This is a genomic window from Marinomonas phaeophyticola, assembly GCF_026966905.1.
GTDB classification, from domain to species: domain Bacteria; phylum Pseudomonadota; class Gammaproteobacteria; order Pseudomonadales; family Marinomonadaceae; genus Marinomonas; species Marinomonas phaeophyticola.
Genome location: NZ_JAPUBN010000010.1, coordinates 71,257 through 88,547, shown reverse-complemented (window position 1 = coordinate 88,547; position 17,291 = coordinate 71,257). Strand labels below are relative to the sequence as shown.

14 protein-coding genes are annotated in these 17,291 nt (G+C 40.8%); 8 read left to right on the top strand and 6 right to left on the bottom strand.

Annotated features, from left to right (window positions below; all coding sequences use genetic code 11):
• Positions 1-120: 120 nt before the first annotated feature.
• The 5 genes from O1D97_RS03095 to apbC form a co-directional block, all read right to left on the bottom strand.
• A complete protein-coding gene (locus O1D97_RS03095; RefSeq protein ID WP_269122727.1) occupies positions 121-810 on the bottom strand; it encodes a hypothetical protein in 690 nt (229 codons plus the stop codon).
• 425 nt (positions 811-1,235) lie between these two features.
• The gene (locus O1D97_RS03090; protein ID WP_269122726.1) at positions 1,236-3,758 is read right to left on the bottom strand and encodes a calcium-binding protein; all 2,523 of its coding nucleotides are present in this window, start codon (positions 3,756-3,758) and stop codon (positions 1,236-1,238) included.
• Positions 3,759-4,240: 482 nt separating this feature from the next.
• Positions 4,241-4,543: a hypothetical protein gene (locus tag O1D97_RS03085; protein ID WP_269122724.1), complete on the bottom strand. Its 303-nt coding sequence runs from the start codon at positions 4,541-4,543 to the stop codon at positions 4,241-4,243.
• Positions 4,544-4,704: 161 nt separating this feature from the next.
• Positions 4,705-5,298 (bottom strand): dCTP deaminase, encoded by a 594-nt coding sequence (gene dcd, locus O1D97_RS03080; RefSeq protein ID WP_269122722.1) that lies wholly within the window; start codon positions 5,296-5,298, stop codon positions 4,705-4,707.
• A gap of 9 nt (positions 5,299-5,307) precedes the next feature.
• Positions 5,308-6,384, bottom strand: coding sequence for an iron-sulfur cluster carrier protein ApbC (gene apbC / locus O1D97_RS03075; protein ID WP_269122720.1), 1,077 nt, complete (start codon positions 6,382-6,384; stop codon positions 5,308-5,310).
• 321 nt (positions 6,385-6,705) lie between these two features.
• Between apbC and metG the strand changes: the two genes are divergently transcribed.
• The 8 genes from metG (at position 6,706) to nth (ending at position 15,857) form a co-directional block, all read left to right on the top strand.
• Complete coding sequence (metG, locus tag O1D97_RS03070) at positions 6,706-8,760, top strand: methionine--tRNA ligase (RefSeq protein ID WP_269122718.1); 2,055 nt, start codon at positions 6,706-6,708, stop codon at positions 8,758-8,760.
• Positions 8,761-9,027: 267 nt separating this feature from the next.
• Entirely contained in the window at positions 9,028-9,609 is a 582-nt protein-coding gene (rsxA, locus tag O1D97_RS03065) for an electron transport complex subunit RsxA (protein WP_269122716.1), read from the top strand.
• A gap of 8 nt (positions 9,610-9,617) precedes the next feature.
• Positions 9,618-10,220 (top strand): electron transport complex subunit RsxB, encoded by a 603-nt coding sequence (gene rsxB / locus O1D97_RS03060; protein ID WP_269122714.1) that lies wholly within the window; start codon positions 9,618-9,620, stop codon positions 10,218-10,220.
• A gap of 1 nt (position 10,221) precedes the next feature.
• Positions 10,222-12,660, top strand: coding sequence for an electron transport complex subunit RsxC (gene rsxC, locus O1D97_RS03055; RefSeq protein ID WP_269122712.1), 2,439 nt, complete (start codon positions 10,222-10,224; stop codon positions 12,658-12,660).
• Positions 12,661-13,719, top strand: coding sequence for an electron transport complex subunit RsxD (gene rsxD, locus O1D97_RS03050; protein WP_269122710.1), 1,059 nt, complete (start codon positions 12,661-12,663; stop codon positions 13,717-13,719).
• Positions 13,719-14,333: an electron transport complex subunit RsxG gene (gene rsxG, locus O1D97_RS03045; RefSeq protein WP_269122708.1), complete on the top strand. Its 615-nt coding sequence runs from the start codon at positions 13,719-13,721 to the stop codon at positions 14,331-14,333. The genes rsxD and rsxG overlap by 1 nt, the downstream gene beginning before the upstream one ends.
• A 31-nt stretch (positions 14,334-14,364) precedes the next feature.
• On the top strand, positions 14,365-15,120 hold the full coding sequence (locus O1D97_RS03040) for an electron transport complex subunit E (RefSeq protein WP_269122706.1): 756 nt from the start codon (positions 14,365-14,367) through the stop codon (positions 15,118-15,120).
• Between the two features lie 101 nt (positions 15,121-15,221).
• The gene (gene nth, locus O1D97_RS03035; protein ID WP_269122704.1) at positions 15,222-15,857 is read left to right on the top strand and encodes an endonuclease III; all 636 of its coding nucleotides are present in this window, start codon (positions 15,222-15,224) and stop codon (positions 15,855-15,857) included.
• 421 nt (positions 15,858-16,278) lie between these two features.
• Here the strand turns inward: nth and O1D97_RS03030 are convergent, their stop codons facing one another.
• Entirely contained in the window at positions 16,279-17,247 is a 969-nt protein-coding gene (locus O1D97_RS03030; RefSeq protein WP_269122702.1) for a transposase, read from the bottom strand.
• Positions 17,248-17,291 lie beyond the last annotated feature (44 nt).

The following is a 17,291-nucleotide window of genomic DNA, read 5'->3' as shown; positions in this document are numbered from 1 at the left end:
TACCATGATGAAAGCACCCAATATACTGATCTTGACAAAAAAGACATTAAGACAATAAAAAACGCCACCAATGGCAGCGCTTTAGCTTAATACACTATTAATCTGGACTACGGTTTTTCTTTAATCCTCTGTATCTGCATGAGAAGCAGCATTAAACGCCTCTAGTTGATCAAAATTTTCCAGCCAAAAATAGGAGCTGATTAAGCTAAACTGACGAGATAATCCACTATCTACTACCTGCTTAAGCTGCCATACAATACCAGGGGCCTGAGGAAATTGCTCCCCTTGTATCTGATCTTCATATAAACGATTTATTAAGGCGTTATCATCTTGCCCACTTGCTAATAATCTCACAATAGAAGAGTTGAGTGAGTTATCAAATATCTCCATATCTTCAATATGAAATGCCGTCACCGTCATCGTAAACTCAACGCCTGTTGGCTTCGCAAAAACGCCATTAAACGCTTCTCGTAATAAGGCATAAGCATTAAAAAAACGCTCATGATATAGGCAGTCTGAATACTCTTCCCAGGAACGATCATCCAGCATATCATGACTTATTTGATCCACCTTACCCGGGGATAAATCAGGGAATAAATGCGTTAGCACCACCTTAGCGGCTTCCGCAGGTGATTGATCATTTAACGACATCATACACATTTCTTTAAGTTCTGCGGCATCCATGGTATCGAGATCATCATCAAAATTCATAATCATCATAAGGGCACGATAATCCTCATTTGACCATGCATTTTGGATTTTGTTAACTTTGTGGAAGGAATCAATTTGAACAGTAAATTTAGTTTGCATCTAGCACTCCTATTTGAACGCCAATATTGCAGGGAATTACGGTGGCCGTCTTGGTAACAGACCTTTATAGAATTGAATTAAGAAAAAGATTAAGTAACAAATGTACATTGATATACGGCAACATACTATCAACATCTCAAATACGTACTTGTGAGCTTCATAAACCACAAAGCGCCCTATACCCTAGAATATTAACAGTCCTTTACTAATCATATATTCTAGACGTTTGCATTTATTTACTTAAACACAAATAGAAGCAGCATCCGATGGAGATTGTCATATAGGCTTACAATAGAATGTTTTAAAAAATAATGCGGACATACATCTATTGATTAAATAATTAGGTGGGGGCTCGTACACTTTCAACCACCCACCTATAATCACCTTAATTTACTATTATTTTAACAAAATATTGATACAAATCTTTAATAAGTATATTCAACAAAATCTGAATGAGTAAAAGATTGAACGCCTACTAAATCAGTGATGTTGTCAAAAGTAATTACATGATCTCGATTACTAGACGTGCTCCAATCATTGTCATACCACAACTCAGCATTACCAGAGGTTGTATTATGAACAAGGACAAAAGCCTCAATATCCGCACCTGTATCTGTAGAAATCTGTCCATTATTTAAAGAGGACTGCAATTCAATGACTTTATCTGCATCTGAACTACCGATATTAGTAATGGCAAGCCTGTTTTCAATATAATCAGTCAGGGATAAAGCTACACCATTCGCAGTAGCATTTGTATTGGTAAAATCAAATTCATTTAAACCAACTTTATCTGTTCCTTGATTAAAATCAGTAATAACATCCGTTTGATTATTGTATCCAGATAACCTGAATTGATCCGCCCCGCCATTACCAATTAATGAATCAGAACCGCCTTGCCCATAAATGATATCGTCATTACTCCCGCCCTTAATTACATCATCAGAAGACGAGCCAGCAATACGTAAAACACCAGTAAACGTACTGGCATCAACATTTGCTGCATCAGAAAAACCATTTAATTTATTACCATTAGAAAGGTTTGTTCCAACTTTAGCCATAAGACTAAGGTCATGAGACCCAGTAATATTAAATACGGACGTACTTGAGTTTCCAATAGCAGAACCAAAATAACTATTGCTTTGACTCGTTTCTATCACATGGGCATTGGAGCCCGTTCCAGTAGAATCCAGTGTTAATGAGGAGATATTAGAGCGTATTTCAATACCGTATCTTTCATTATTATTTGATGTCGCCGTTAATATGGTTTCACCATTTGTAGCATCACTACTACGCATTTCAATAGTGGCGGTATTACCTGCATTTTTACCTTCTAGACGAAGAGCATAGCTCCCACCAGAAACTATATCGGTAGAAAAAATACTTCTGTCATTTGTCTCAAGATTCGATAAAGTAAAACCATTATTTGTTGATGTTGTACCGGTAAAAAGAAAATCATTGATACTGGTAAAATCGGATGCACTTAAGCTCTCTGCTCCGTTAGCTCCTTCCAATAGCTCAATCCCAATAACTCTATTTAACGCATCGGCATCTAAGTTATTAAAACTAAAGGTTGCTAGGGTATCTTGACCATCGCCTCCATTAAGTGATGCAGACAAATTGACCGTACTGTTCTTCAATACAATACGATCATCAACCGAGCTTCCGATAAATATAAAATTGCTCTCTTCACTATCACGAGCATCAATATCTATACCACCAGCAGTCATCGAGGATGCATAAATGGTACTTAAGCCCGTAAAATCATTGTGGTCATCCATCACTAAAGTCGCATCACCTGAAATATCCAAGGTCGAAAGGGTCATCTTATTCAACCCTATTGTGATATAGGATGCATTTGTCGAGCTTATAATATGAGCAATTTCAAAACTATCATCATCCAATTCATCTGCATGAATCGTACTAAAAACGCTAAAATGTTCTTTTGTTCCTGCTCCATTTAAATCAAGCGTAAACGCATCGGTAGTTCCTGAACGATCACCACTAAAATGGGCAAAAAACAGCCCTTGCGTTCCCAACATACCAACTTTCGTCATAGGATCAATATTGATTACTTTAGTATGTGCACCAGATATGGAGCCCTTATCCCAAATATGAGCTTCTCCTATGACATTTTCAAAATTGAACTTAAAGGAGTCTGTTGTTTGATTTTTTAGGTAAAAATTCTCAATGTTCGATAGTAATGGCGAAATAGTATCGCCCCCATTACCCGAGTTCATTACACTGGCAATCCGCAAGTCAAGTTGGTCAGTACCGCCAGCACCATCAATAACATCAGCATTAGATAGTGTCGTGGCATTGCCTGTAGGATCATTAACAGCGGAATAAACATCGCTACTAGCTGTACCCGTTAGGTTATCAGCAGCACTCGTCAGTAGCACCTTATTCGCTGAATAGGCATCAACGTAGGCAGCCGCATCTTCAGGTGTAACCGTATTAGAGGACGTGACGTCATTCATCAGCCCGATTAATACAGCGACATCCGCAGGAGGGTTGGTTCCTACAAATATTTTAGATACTTGAGCCTTATTATTTAATAACGTGGCGTATGGTACAAAAGGTGTAGGTAGGTTCTCTTGAGAAAGATAATTAATAGCCTCAAAAACGATAGCTCCGAACCCTACCCCAGCATTAATTTGTGCAGTGAAAAAAGCTTCAGCCTCAAAACCCGCGCTTGAAGGGTCTGTACTAGAAGTTAAGCCAAAGTTGTGCATCATCACATCGACTTGACTTTTTACAGTGACCTTTCCTCCCATAATGGTTTCTTTAAAAATGGATGTACTTGCAAGGAAGTTGGATAAATCTAATAAGCTATTCCCTGAATCAATAAAGCTAGCAAACGCCGACAAATTGTTAGCATCAATACCGCCATTAAACAAACCTATAATCGTTTTGAATATCTGATTTTCTTGCTGATCAGTAATCGCCATGCTGATTTCTCCAAATTATTATCTATTCTAATTAAAATAAATGATAGTTTTCTAAAAAAGAAAATTCAAAAATCTATCTAATGGGAGGAATACACAATCCCAACGTAAATATTAGAATATAAAATTAAATAAGTTCACTACACTACCACCATTTTTTCTTTTCAACACAAATATTCAGAACATAATAGAAACAAGAGTTACCACATTAATTCCCCCCAAAAAATATTAACTAGAGATTTCAAGGACTTAAAAAATATCGTAAAAAAAGAAAAAACTACTGCATAAATCAACATTCAAAAAAAAAATCAAAAATTACAATCAGTTAGAAAATATAAGAAGATCTAATTACAAAAACTTACAACCTTCATTAAAATTACAAAAAAAATAAAATGTAGCCTTTTTTCGAACGCTTCCTGCAAACTTTGATCAAGGTGGAGTTATCTCTACATTCGTAAAATAGACTTCGTGAGGTCTCAGATGAGCTAAAATCCTTTATAGCTTTTAATAAGTTCATCATTAACAAAAATTTCATAACTGTGTGGCCGAACCCCTCCAAATACTAAAGGCCGAATACGCTCTAGACGTATATTATGCTTTTCATCTAAGCCAACAGTGAATTCAAACGTTTGTTTACGACTTATAAGGAAACTTCGCTCAGAATGAGTTGGTTTATTCAAGGACCTCATTTCACCATTTTCTACGTAAAAGAGGCTACCGGTAATCCAGTTACGTTGAATGATAAGGTTAGTTTTTTCTGTTTCGCCTAGAGCTACCGTAAGGTTCATATACTTTCCAAGTGGGCTGAAATTTATGCGTTAAGTTTACTGTATTTCAGTTAGCTCACAGCGTTAAAAAGCCCTACCTTTTTCACACTAGTACCCTATAGGCTCTAATGAAAAAGGCAAGACTAGATGTAGTTCTTTAGTATAGGCAACTCAATAACATACTAGCTAAACTTCTCATCATTACTAATACGACTCCCAACTGCGGAGCTTTGATCACGATACTTGGCGTTATCGCGTTTGTTATACGGGCGATCGGCCGGACCAGACATGGTTTCGAAGTTAATCGCACCAATGGTCATACCTGGACAAACGGCTAAAGGCAGCTTCCCCCCGTTCAGAAATTCTAAAACAATACCACCACTCCAACCAGGATCAATTCGATGTGCGGTAACGTGTACCATCAACCCTAAACGGGCCAAAGAAGAACGGCCATCTAGCCAACCAACTAAATGTTCAGGAATGGAGATAGATTCTTTAGTGACACCCAATACCAGTTCTCCGGGGTGAATAAAAAAAGGTTCTCCATCAGGTAAAATAATCTCATCACCCATTACCGATTCAATGGTTTTATTAAGCGCTTCTTTTGGCCCACTTAGATCCAAATAAGGTGCAGGGTGCCCTTGAAAAACTCGAAAGGAATTACCCAAAGTTAAATCTACAGATACCCCACTGATAGAATTGTTATCGGGCCTTGGATCAATGGTGATAACGCCCTCATCAAGGGCGGCTATGATATCTCGGTCACACAAACGCATTATTTTTCCTTAGTCGTCACTCATGCCTATAGTTGGCATTTCAAAAGAAGTATTTGAATTGGCAAGAGTAGCACCAAGCTTGCGCGCAATCGAATGATAAATTGCCGCCACATCACCTTTTTCGTCACTTACTACAGGAGGTGCACCGGCATCACTTTGTTTACGAATCGCTAAACTTAAAGGCAATTTTCCCAATACGTTAACATCAAATTCTTGCGCTAATGCGTCCCCACCCTCGTCACCAAAAATAGCCTCATGATGACCACAGTTGGAGCAAATATGAGTTGACATATTTTCTACGACTCCCAGCACAGGGATATTTACTTTACGAAACATCTCAATACCACGACGAGCGTCCAATAAGGCAATATCTTGAGGCGTGGTGACAATAACAGATCCCGCTACTGGAACTTTTTGTGACAGAGTCAGCTGAATATCCCCCGTACCCGGCGGCATATCAACAAATAAGAAATCCAAATCATCCCAATCCGTTTGGGTTAATAGTTGCATCAGTGCACCCGTAACCATAGGTCCACGCCATGCAACAGGAGTATCTTTGGTCATTAAAAAAGCCATAGACATCACTTGTACGCCATAGGCAACTGGTGGAATAAAAAACTTTTCATCGCGTACTTTAGGCCGAGTCTCCGCATCAAAACCCAACATCATCCCTTGGCTAGGACCATAAATATCGGCATCCAATATACCAACCTTTGCGCCTTCTTGAGCCATGGCTAACGCCAGATTGACGGTTGTGGTAGATTTACCTACACCTCCTTTCCCAGATGCAACGGCAATCACGTTTTTAACCCCTGCCATACCAGGTAAGTTACCCTGAGTACCATAAGCTTCGATTGTACTTTCAATACTTAAACGAACGGGGCGTATTTCACCTAATCGGCTCAAGGTACCTTGAATACGATTGATCAGGCTTTGTTTCTCTGTTTGAGCGACATAAGGTAAGCGTAATGTAAGCATTATAGACTCAGGTTGAGTCGATAATTGCCACACATCGCCGTAGTCCGCCCCTGAATTCACATCTTCTAAAGCCTTTAATTCAGACAATATTTGTACGTCGGTTAGCATGAAACGCTTCTCCTAAAATGAAATACCGCGAGCACAGGTAAAATTACGCTCATAATTGTGAAAAAATGGGGGCATTTGCCATAAAAGCAAGCCCAGCACTTGCACCTATTTCAGTGGTTCTTATAATTACGCGGTTAGAATTTTAATAGCGACCCGAATCAATCTTTTCTTCTATTCCTAGATTATTAACGAATATAGCGGATTTGATCCGATAAAGATTCGAGCGCCACACTTAAATCCACAGGTTATTTTGTTGATGTGTCTATTTACCCATCATAAAAAACTACTGGAATGTCATCATATTTAATAGGCTCACATAAAATGGCACACTCGCAACGCAAAATTTTAGTTACTAGCGCCCTTCCTTATGCAAATGGACCCATTCATTTAGGTCATATGCTTGAACATATTCAAACTGATATTTGGGTACGCTTCCAGAAACTAAGAGGTCATTTATGTACAGCGGTTTGTGCAGATGACGCACATGGTACCGCCATTATGATTAAAGCCAATAATAATGGAATTACCTCTGAAGAACTGATCGATGGCGTGCGTAAAGAACACATGGCCGATTTTAACGATTTTTTAATCGGTTACGACAACTACCATACGACCCATTCTGAAGAAAACAAAGCGCTATCGTCTTCTATTTATAAAGCGTTACGTGAAAACGGCAAAATTTCTGTTCGCTCTATCGTTCAAGCTTATGACCCGGAAAAAGAAATGTTCCTTGCGGATCGCTTTATTAAAGGGACGTGCCCTAAATGTAAAGCAGAAGATCAATACGGCGATAATTGCGAAGTCTGTTCAGCTACTTATACACCAATGGAGATGATTGACCCTCGTTCTGTTTATTCAGGCGCCACTCCAGTTGAAAAAGAATCCGAACATTACTTTTTTAAACTGCCCGATTTCCAAGAGTTTCTAGCAAAGTGGACTCGCAGTGGCACCTTACAAGATCAGGTCGCAAATAAACTCTCAGAATGGTTAGACTCTGGTTTACAGGAATGGGACATCAGCCGTGATGCACCTTACTTTGGGTTTGAAATCCCAGATGCACCAGGTAAATATTTTTACGTTTGGCTAGATGCCCCTATCGGCTACATGGCCAGCTTCAAAAACCTTTGTGATCGTACGGAAGGTTTAGAGTTTGATGACTATTGGGGAAAAGATTCTGACGCCGAACTGTATCACTTTATCGGTAAAGATATTATTAACTTCCATGCGTTGTTCTGGCCAGCCATGTTGCACTCTGCTGGTTACCGTACTCCAACTGGCGTCAACGCCCATGGCTACGTTACGGTTAATGGTACTAAGATGTCCAAATCTCGCGGTACTTTTATCATGGCAAGAACCTACCTCAATCATTTAGACCCTCAATACATTCGTTATTATTTTGCGGCTAAGTTAAACAACAGCATCGATGATATCGATTTAAATCTTGAAGATTTTGTACAAAGAGTAAACTCGGATGTGGTAGGCAAAATTGTCAATATCGCCAGCCGTACCGCTAGCTTTATCAACAAAAAATTCGACAACACCCTCTCTACTGATATTGTTGAAATGGAAATGATACAAAGCTTTATTGATGCAGGAGACGTGATTGCGAATTTCTTTGAACAAAGAGAATATGGCAAAGCCATCCGCGAAATCATGCGCCTTGCTGACATAGCCAATACGTATATAGCGGATCAAGCGCCTTGGGTATTAGCGAAAAACGAAGAAACGCTTAGTAAGGCACAAGAAGTTTGTACCGTTGCACTTAATTTATTCAGTATTTTGATGACCTATTTGAAACCCGTTATGCCAAACCTAGTCACGGATACAGAGGTCTTTTTAAACAAAGAACTGACATGGGACAATCGTAGCGAATTACTTTTCGGTAAGAATGTAAATAAATTTTCGCCTTTAATGGGTCGTATTGACGCGAAGCAAATTGAAGCCATGATTGAAGAGTCCAAAGAGGCGGTTGCCGAAGCAGCGAAAGAAACAACAACTACCGCTGAAGCAGTAGAGGAAATAAGTGAACTATCGAAGGAGCCAATTGCGGCTGAAATCGATTTCGACGCCTTTGCTAAAGTCGATTTACGTGTTGCACTTATCGTCAAAGCTGAGCATGTACCAAAAGCAAATAAGCTACTAAAGCTTACTTTAGATATCGGCGGTGAAACTCGTACTGTTTTTTCTGGTATCAAATCGGCTTACAAGCCAGAAGATTTAGAAGGCAAACTGACGGTAATGGTCGCTAACTTAGCACCACGTAAAATGAAGTTTGGTCTATCCGAAGGCATGGTCTTGGCCGCGGGCCCTGGTGGTGAAGAAATTTACTTAATGGAACTGCATGACGGAGCTAAACCAGGCCAACGTATCATGTAAAATAGAGATCAAAAACAATAGGAGTCGGTAATTACTGTGTTTACCGACTCCTATTTATGGCTGATCTTAACAAAAGTAAGTGTCTAGAATAGAATAATAAAAGCCACTCTTATAAGAATACCTTATTAATTATATTCTAAATAAGACTAAAGAATACGCATTTTTAGTTTTGTTAGTTATAAGCCGCTTGGTATAGTTACGCTGCAAATAGGTTCCTTTTGCGCGCATTACTTTATAAACCCACCATAATTTTTATTTGGACGTGAGATGACTGAATATCTCTTAATTTTGGTCAGTACTATATTGGTAAACAATTTCGTGCTGGTACAATTTTTAGGTCTTTGCCCTTTTATGGGTGTTTCGAGTAAATTAGAAACATCGATCGGTATGGCAATGGCGACAACATTCGTTTTAACCTTGTCGAGCTTATGTAGTTATTTGACCTTCGAATACATTCTACGACCTTTTGGACTTGAGTATTTGAAAACCATTTCCTTTATTCTTGTCATCGCCGTAGTCGTACAGTTCACGGAAATGGTTGTTCGTAAGACCAGTCCTCTTCTTTATCGTGTTCTGGGGATATTCCTACCACTTATTACTACTAACTGTGCGGTATTGGGTGTGGCCTTACAAAATACCAGTAAACAGCACGGTTTTGTTGACTCCATTCTTTATGGGTTTGGCGCCGCAGTGGGTTTCGCTTTCGTATTAATTTTATTTTCTGCCATGCGCGAACGTATTAATGTTGCTGATGTACCCAGTGTATTTCGTGGCTCAGCCATTGGTATGTTAACCGCAGGCCTGATGGCTCTTGCCTTTATGGGCTTCACTGGCTTAGTTCAAATATAGGTGCCCCTATGACAACCATACTTATCGCTGTAGGCATACTGTTACTGCTTTCTCTTATTTTCGGAGCAATTCTAGGATTTGCCAATGTCCGTTTTCATGTCGAAGGTGATCCTATTGTAGAGCAAATTGACGCGATTTTGCCACAAACACAATGTGGGCAATGTGGACACCCTGGATGTCGTCCTTACGCTGAAGCCATTGCGAATGGAGAAGCTATCAACCACTGCCCTCCTGGAGGCCAAGCTACAATTCAAGCACTAGCAGACTTATTAGATGTGGAAGCCATTCCTCTAGATGGGGATCACGGAGAAGAAACCGCAAAACGCGTTGCTGTGATTCGTGAAGATGAATGTATTGGCTGTACTAAATGTATTCAAGCCTGTCCTGTTGATGCCATCTTAGGTGCCGCTAAACAAATGCACACGGTGATTGCCGATGAATGTACTGGCTGTGATTTATGTATAGAACCCTGTCCAGTAGATTGTATTGATATGGTTGAAATAGGTGTGACGGCAAAAACATGGTCATGGGATAAACCCGTTGGTCCTATGTCACGCCCTGGAAATTTAATTGCTACTGACCGTCAACCTTCAACGGAGGCCAGTCACTAAAATGTCATCTGCCGCAACGATTTTTGATTTTCACGGTGGTATTCACCCTGAACAGAACAAGACCCAATCTTTACAACTCCCATTGGGTAAACCTAAGCTTCCTCAAGAACTGATTCTGCCGCTAGGACAGCACATTGGTCAGGCATCTCGCCCGTTAGTCCATGTTGGTGATTATGTTTTGAAGGGGCAAACGATTGCTATTAACAATGGTTTTTTAAGTAGTTTTTTACATGCTCCAACTTCTGGTCACATCAAAGCCATTGAAGAAAAAGCCATTGCTCATCCATCAGGTTTACAGGATGCATGTATTGTCCTTGAACCTGACAATCAAGAAACATGGTGTGAGCTTCACCCGTTACCCTTATGGCAAGAATCCACTAAAACAGACGTATTAACCTATCTTGCTGAAATGGGCATTGTCGGCATGGGAGGCGCGGGGTTTCCAACTCAGGTGAAGCTGCAAGGTGCACAAAAAAACAACCTTGAATATTTGATTATCAATGCCGCCGAATGCGAACCTTATATTACGGCGGACGACATGCTGATCCGCGAGAAAACAGCACAATTGGTGCAAGGTATACAAATTTTGCAATTCCTTGCAGAAGCCAATGAAGTATTAATAGGTATTGAAGACAACAAGCCAAAAGCAATCGAACGGTTACAAAATGAACTAAGAATTCGTCATCTTGAAAAGCAAATAAAATTGGTTGTTGTTCCAACGAAATACCCATCCGGTGGTGAAAAACAACTGATTCAATTGCTCACAGATCAAGAAGTACCAAGCGGAAAACACCCTATAGATATTGGTATTATTTGCCAAAACGTTGGAACCTGCGTGGCTATTTACGATGCAATCGTGCTTGGAAAACCGTTAATTTCACGCATTACGACTCTTACTGGTGACGCACTTTCTCAGCCACAAAACGTAGAAGTCCTTCTGGGCACACCTATTGAGCACCTCCTTAATTACGCGGGCTGTGATGCGTCTCAATTACAAAGGTTAATCATGGGTGGCCCTATGATGGGCTTTACCTTAGAAAACCATGCGGTTCCTGTCGTAAAAACAACGAACTGTATTCTAGCGGGTACGGCAAAAGAGTTACCTCAGCCAGCACCAGAACAAGCGTGTATTCGTTGCGGAATGTGTGAACAAGTCTGTCCTGCGAGCTTGCTACCGCAGCAATTATTATGGTTTACCAAGAGTCAAGAATTTGAAAAAGCAGAACATTACAACCTCTTTGATTGTATTGAGTGCGGCGCTTGTTCCTATGTGTGCCCTAGCAACATTCCATTAGTGCAATATTACCGTCATGGAAAAAGCGAAATTAGAGAAGCTCGCGAAGCGAATATTAAATCGGATCATGCAAAAATTCGTTTCGAGGCTCGTAAAGCACGACAAGAAGCAGAAGCCGCTGAGAAAGAAGCGAAACGTTTAGCTCGAACCAAACCGGCCCCAAAGAAAGACCATGATAAAAAAGTAGCCGCAGGTACACCTGAAGCCGCAAAACCATCGACGGCAAATGATGCAAGCAAAAAGTTAAAAATAGACATTGCTATTGCTAAAGCCAAGTTGAAAAAATTAGAAAAAGCCCTCACTACAGCCCAAGAAGAAGAGAGAAGCGAATCGATTTCTCAACTCCAGATTGAAGTAGATGAACAAAAAAACACTCTCAGCCAGTTAGAAACTGAATTAAGTACAGTGGCACCGGCACCCGTTAAAACTGCCAAGGTCACCAACTCAGAAGAGGCGGCCATTAAACAATTAAAAATCGATACCGCCATCGCAAAAGCAGCGGTTAAGAAAATTGAAAAAGCCATTAAACGGGCAGAAGACATTAATGCGCCAGAACTGGGTGAACTTAATCAACAACTTGAGACAGCCACATCACGTGCCGCTGAATTGGATAAGTCTCTGACGGCGGCGAAAGACGCGTTTGAAAAGTCTTCTACGGAGAAAAACTCGATCACTGTCGAAAGAAAAGGGCCGTCAGACACGGATCAAGTGGCCAGCAAAAAGTTAAAAATTGATATAGCTATTGCCAATGCGGCTGTTAAAAAAGCCAAGAAAAACATAGACGCGATGAAAAGTGACGGTTTAGACGAGAGTGCTATCGAAGCATCAGGGTTGACGAAGAAGTTAAACGAGAATGAAGCTAAAGTTACCGCACTACAAGCGCAATTAGCCCAACTAACGCCATCATCGACAAACACATCTTCTGATACTAAAGCAGAAGCACCAAACCCATTGGCCGATCAAATTAAAAAACAAAAAATTGCCGTCGCTTTAGCAAAAGCACAATTAAGTAAACTCAATAAAAAATTGGAGAAAGAGCCGGAGAATGCCGCTGAGATACAAATCGCCATCAGCGAAAAGCAAGCCGCTCAAATGGTCGCTGAAACCGAGCTGTCTCAACTCCTCAACACGCAAGAGAAAAATTAAATGGCACTTTTAAGGATTACTTCTCCTCATACTCAAAGAGCAGGCCGCAAAACCTCGTGGGTTATGTTAATGGTTATCGCAGCGACGGTACCTGGACTGGTGGTGCAGACAGCACTATTCGGCTGGGGTACGCTAGTTAATATCATGATTGCCATTGTGGCCGCGTTAGCCAGTGAAGCGCTTATTTTAAAATTACGTCAACGCTCCATTGCATTCTTTTTAAAAGATTACAGCGCGGTACTGACAGCCGTATTACTTGGCCTAGCCTTACCTCCAAGCGTTCCTTGGTGGTTGACGGTTACCGCCGCTTCGTTTGCGATTATTTTTGCCAAACAAGTATATGGCGGCTTGGGTAATAACCCTTTCAATCCTGCCATGGTCGGTTATGCTATTGTTTTAGTTTCTTTCCCTGTGCCTATGACACAGTGGCTAGGTTCAGCCGATCTTGTCATCGCTCAGGCGACCTTACCTTTGACGGATTCACTAGCGGCCATTTTATCCAGTGCGCCTGTTATCGACAGCTATACAATGGCTACGCCTTTAGATGCATTTAAACATAAAGAAAGCTTAATGAGCTCGGAAGCTTTTGCCAGTATCGAAGGGCTAAGTACTGCCAATCTATCTAACTGGTTTTATGTCAATATGGCTTACCTTCTTGGAGGGTTAGCTTTACTTTATTTGCGTATTATCACTTGGCACACCCCCGTGGCATTTCTCGGCGCTTTGGCTGTGATGGCCTCACTATTCTATATGGTGGATTCCAGTAATGCCGCTACACCCTATTTTCATTTAACCACTGGGGCCGCCATGTTTGGTGCCTTCTTTATTGCTACCGACCCTGTATCCTCATGCACAAGTAATAAGGGCAAACTGTTCTACGGTTGCGGCATTGGTGTCTTAATTTACATTATTCGAACCTGGGGAGGTTACCCTGACGCGATTGCTTTCGCGGTGTTACTGATGAATTTTGCCGCACCTTTTATCGACTACTACAGCCAGCCACGAGCATACGGTCATACAAAAGCCAAAAAAGGCCTGAAAATTGGAGACTCTAAATAATGGATCTTATTGCCTCTATTCGCCGAAATAGCCTTGGATTAGGCCTCTTTGCTGTAGTCACCGCAGGAATTATTGCCATCACGAACCAATTAACAAAAGAAACCATTGCCAATAATATTATTGAAGCTCAATTAGCGGCATTTAGTGAAATTTTGCCAACGGATCGCTACAACAATGAACTTTATACAGATGTAATAACGCTGTCAGATCCACTGTTAGGCTCAACAGAACCTCACCATGCGTATTTTGCGAGAATGAATAGCGAGGTAACCGCTATCATCTTTGAAACTACGGCTCCAGGGGGCTATAACGGGAATTTAGATCTGCTCGTCGCCATAGATAAAAATGGCATAGTCACAGGTACACGTATCATCAGCCATAAAGAAACACCAGGGCTTGGTGATAAAGTAGATATTAAGAAGTCTCCCTGGGTTAATGGCTTTGTTGGTACCTTCTTAGATGAAAATGCCGAGAAACATTGGCAAGTAAAAAAAGATGGTGGTGCTTTTGATCAGTTTACGGGGGCCACCATTACCCCTCGTGCCGTGGTTCGATCCATAAAAAATACACTAACCTACTTTGAACAAAACAAAGACAGCTTATTAAAACGTTAACCATCAGGTTTTAGCCGTTACAGGATATAAAATGAGTGATAACAACTTAGTTGATGACACAGTAGAAACAACGAAAACAGGAACAGACTACGCCGAAATCGTTTACAACGGCATTTGGAAGAACAACCCAGCCTTAGTCCAGTTATTGGGTCTGTGCCCTCTTCTAGCGGTAACGAGCACTGTTGTTAATGCCATCGGCCTAGGTTTAGCCACGCTTGTGGTATTAGTCGGATCTAATATGGCGGTCTCTTTAATACGTAACTATGTAGCAGACGCCGTACGTTTGCCCGCCTTTGTTATGATCATAGCGTCATTTACCACCTGTATTGAATTATTAATGCAAGCTTATACCTATGAGCTCTATCAAATTCTGGGTATTTTCATTCCACTCATTGTGACCAACTGTGCAATTTTAGGACGTGCGGATGCTTTCGCTAGTCGTAATCCCATTCTGCCTTCAGCCTTAGACGGCTTTATGATGGGGCTTGGGTTTATGATCATTCTCGTGGTATTAGGAGGCATGCGTGAGTTAGTAGGTCAGGGAACACTTTTCTCTGATATGTCACTGTTGTTTGGCGATATAGCAAGCGACTGGAAGTGGGTTGTCTTTTCTGATTATAACGATGTCCTGTTCGCTATTTTACCTCCTGGAGCCTTCATTGGTTTAGGTCTTTTAATTGCGTTGAAAAACTACTGGGATCAAAAAGAAAAAGCGCGCATAGAAGCCAAGAAAGAAAAAACCGCTCCTGGCTCGAAACGCGTTCGAGTAACAGGAAATGTGGCTTAATAAAGGCGGCAATAACACACTCTTAACGTTAGAATTAATCGCATAATAGCGAAAAATAAGCTCTGTTTTGATGACATAGATATAAATAGGGATAACATACAGTGAATAAGCAAAAAAGACATGAGATTTTTAGCCGCTTACGAGCAGAAAATCCAAACCCAAAAACAGAGTTAGAATACAACTCACCGTTTGAACTGCTTATCGCTGTTTTATTGTCTGCACAAGCAACAGATGTCAGTGTCAATAAAGCCACCAGAAAACTGTTCCCTGTAGCCAATACGCCTGAAGCCATACTTGCTTTAGGCGTTGATGGCCTCAAAGAATACATCAAAACCATTGGCCTATTTAACGCTAAGGCTGAAAATACCATAAAGACATGCCGCATGCTGATTGAAAAACACAATAGCATTGTGCCGGATAATCGAGAAGACTTAGAAGCCCTACCCGGCGTTGGCCGTAAAACAGCAAATGTGGTCTTAAACACTGCCTTTCGTCAAATCGCCATGGCAGTAGACACCCATATTTTTCGCTTTGGTAACCGCACCAAAGTTGCTCCCGGTAAAAATGTATTAGAAGTCGAAGCCAAGCTATTAAAGTTTGTTCCAAAAGAGTTTTTGCTAGACGCCCATCATTGGATGATTCTACACGGACGCTATATTTGCGTCGCCCGCAAACCTAAATGCGATGCTTGTATTATTGAGGATTTGTGCGAATTTAAGGAAAAAACGTCAACTTAACATGGCAGCATGGCAGTAGACACCCATATTTTACAATTCGATAACAGCACCAAAGTTGCTCTCGGTAAAGATGCATTAGAAGTTAAAGCGACTCCCCTTAGATCAGGAGTATATGAGAGTCCTGCAAGTTACTTCGATTTGAAATCGATACGATCTTTTATCTAATTGAAATCGATCAATGACACCCATTTTTAGTTTTGTTCTATGACACCCATTTTTAGTTAACCCATTTTTAGTTTTATCTGAAGGTTTACTAATTTCACTACTCGAGAGATCACCGATGATCAAGAAAAACACGAAATTTGAATCAGAAATGAGACTTACAAAAGTAAAGCCCTATAAAATAAGGAGGTTTAGACAAGCAAAATTACTAACAGCTTAGTCAGTCACATCTAGCTTGAAATAAGATACTTTTTGATGTCTAGGCCAGTAATCGACAACAGCGTTTATTAGGCCTAGACCTTGGTTGAGCATTTTTGTAACGGGTAATACTGTGCTCCTGGCCAACTACGCCATGAGTATTTTGCTCAAACTGAATGGCGATGGTTAGCCAGTTATCAGACGATATTCCAAGCCGCTGTAAAATGGGTGTAAGTGACAAGTCAATCGCGCCTCTTTTGTCTTGTCGGGCAATACGACCTGTCATATCAACCAGTTCAAGATAATCCGTTAACTTAAATAGAATTCCCTCGCTTTTCTCATTTCGCTCATTACCAATAAAAGGGTGCAGGGCTTTAGGTTGAGTACCTTTTTTCGCTGATTTGACTCGCATCTTGATACTGGTGAAGTCCGATGTTTCAGGCGTGGGTGCGATATTGGCTCGAATTGGATTAAGGTCAACATAGGCCATACAAGCCAAAACAGAGGCTTCGTCTAACAAGGTTTGAGATTTAAAACGCCCCTCCCAAAATCGACCTGTACACTCATCTTCACGGTTCGCTTGCCGTGCGATGGGTTCGTTTAACTCCCGCATAAACCAACTGATATCTGACAACCTTGAACGATAGTTTTCAGCAGAACTTTCAGCTAATTCAATAGCATACTCAGGCATAGCCTCACCACGAGCGAATTGTTGAGTGAACAATGTGCCTTTATGAAGAGAATGCCACCGCCTCAACACTTCGTGTGTAGACCAATTTTTGGCTTGCTTGTCATCGACATGAAGAACTAAATGAAGGTGGTTACTCATTACCGCATAAGCACAAATATCAATGGAAAATATCTGCGATAAAAAGAGAATACGCGCTTCAATCCAACCGCGACGGTGCTCAAAGCTTTTTCCTGTCACTGAATCTTCACCACACAAAAAAGCACGGCGAACGCATCGACTGATGCAATGGTAATACGGCGTGTCAGACAAACTGACTTGTTGACTTCTGGCCCTTGGCATAATCTCTTCCTCATCCATGAGTTTGGTTTTTCAGTTTAGACAGT

What these genes read in the sequence shown, in the direction of transcription:
- rsxG (WP_269122708.1), top strand. Translation starts at nt 13,719, where the DNA reads ATGGATCTTATTGCCTCTATTCGCCGAAATAGCCTTGGATTAGGCCTC.
- rsxC (WP_269122712.1), top strand. Translation starts at nt 10,222, where the DNA reads ATGTCATCTGCCGCAACGATTTTTGATTTTCACGGTGGTATTCACCCT.
- O1D97_RS03040 (WP_269122706.1), top strand. Translation starts at nt 14,365, where the DNA reads ATGAGTGATAACAACTTAGTTGATGACACAGTAGAAACAACGAAAACA.
- rsxD (WP_269122710.1), top strand. Translation starts at nt 12,661, where the DNA reads ATGGCACTTTTAAGGATTACTTCTCCTCATACTCAAAGAGCAGGCCGC.
- O1D97_RS03095 (WP_269122727.1), bottom strand. Translation starts at nt 810, where the DNA reads ATGCAAACTAAATTTACTGTTCAAATTGATTCCTTCCACAAAGTTAAC.
- rsxA (WP_269122716.1), top strand. Translation starts at nt 9,028, where the DNA reads ATGACTGAATATCTCTTAATTTTGGTCAGTACTATATTGGTAAACAAT.
- metG (WP_269122718.1), top strand. Translation starts at nt 6,706, where the DNA reads ATGGCACACTCGCAACGCAAAATTTTAGTTACTAGCGCCCTTCCTTAT.
- O1D97_RS03090 (WP_269122726.1), bottom strand. Translation starts at nt 3,758, where the DNA reads ATGGCGATTACTGATCAGCAAGAAAATCAGATATTCAAAACGATTATA.
- O1D97_RS03030 (WP_269122702.1), bottom strand. Translation starts at nt 17,247, where the DNA reads ATGCCAAGGGCCAGAAGTCAACAAGTCAGTTTGTCTGACACGCCGTAT.
- O1D97_RS03085 (WP_269122724.1), bottom strand. Translation starts at nt 4,543, where the DNA reads ATGAACCTTACGGTAGCTCTAGGCGAAACAGAAAAAACTAACCTTATC.
- apbC (WP_269122720.1), bottom strand. Translation starts at nt 6,384, where the DNA reads ATGCTAACCGACGTACAAATATTGTCTGAATTAAAGGCTTTAGAAGAT.
- dcd (WP_269122722.1), bottom strand. Translation starts at nt 5,298, where the DNA reads ATGCGTTTGTGTGACCGAGATATCATAGCCGCCCTTGATGAGGGCGTT.
- rsxB (WP_269122714.1), top strand. Translation starts at nt 9,618, where the DNA reads ATGACAACCATACTTATCGCTGTAGGCATACTGTTACTGCTTTCTCTT.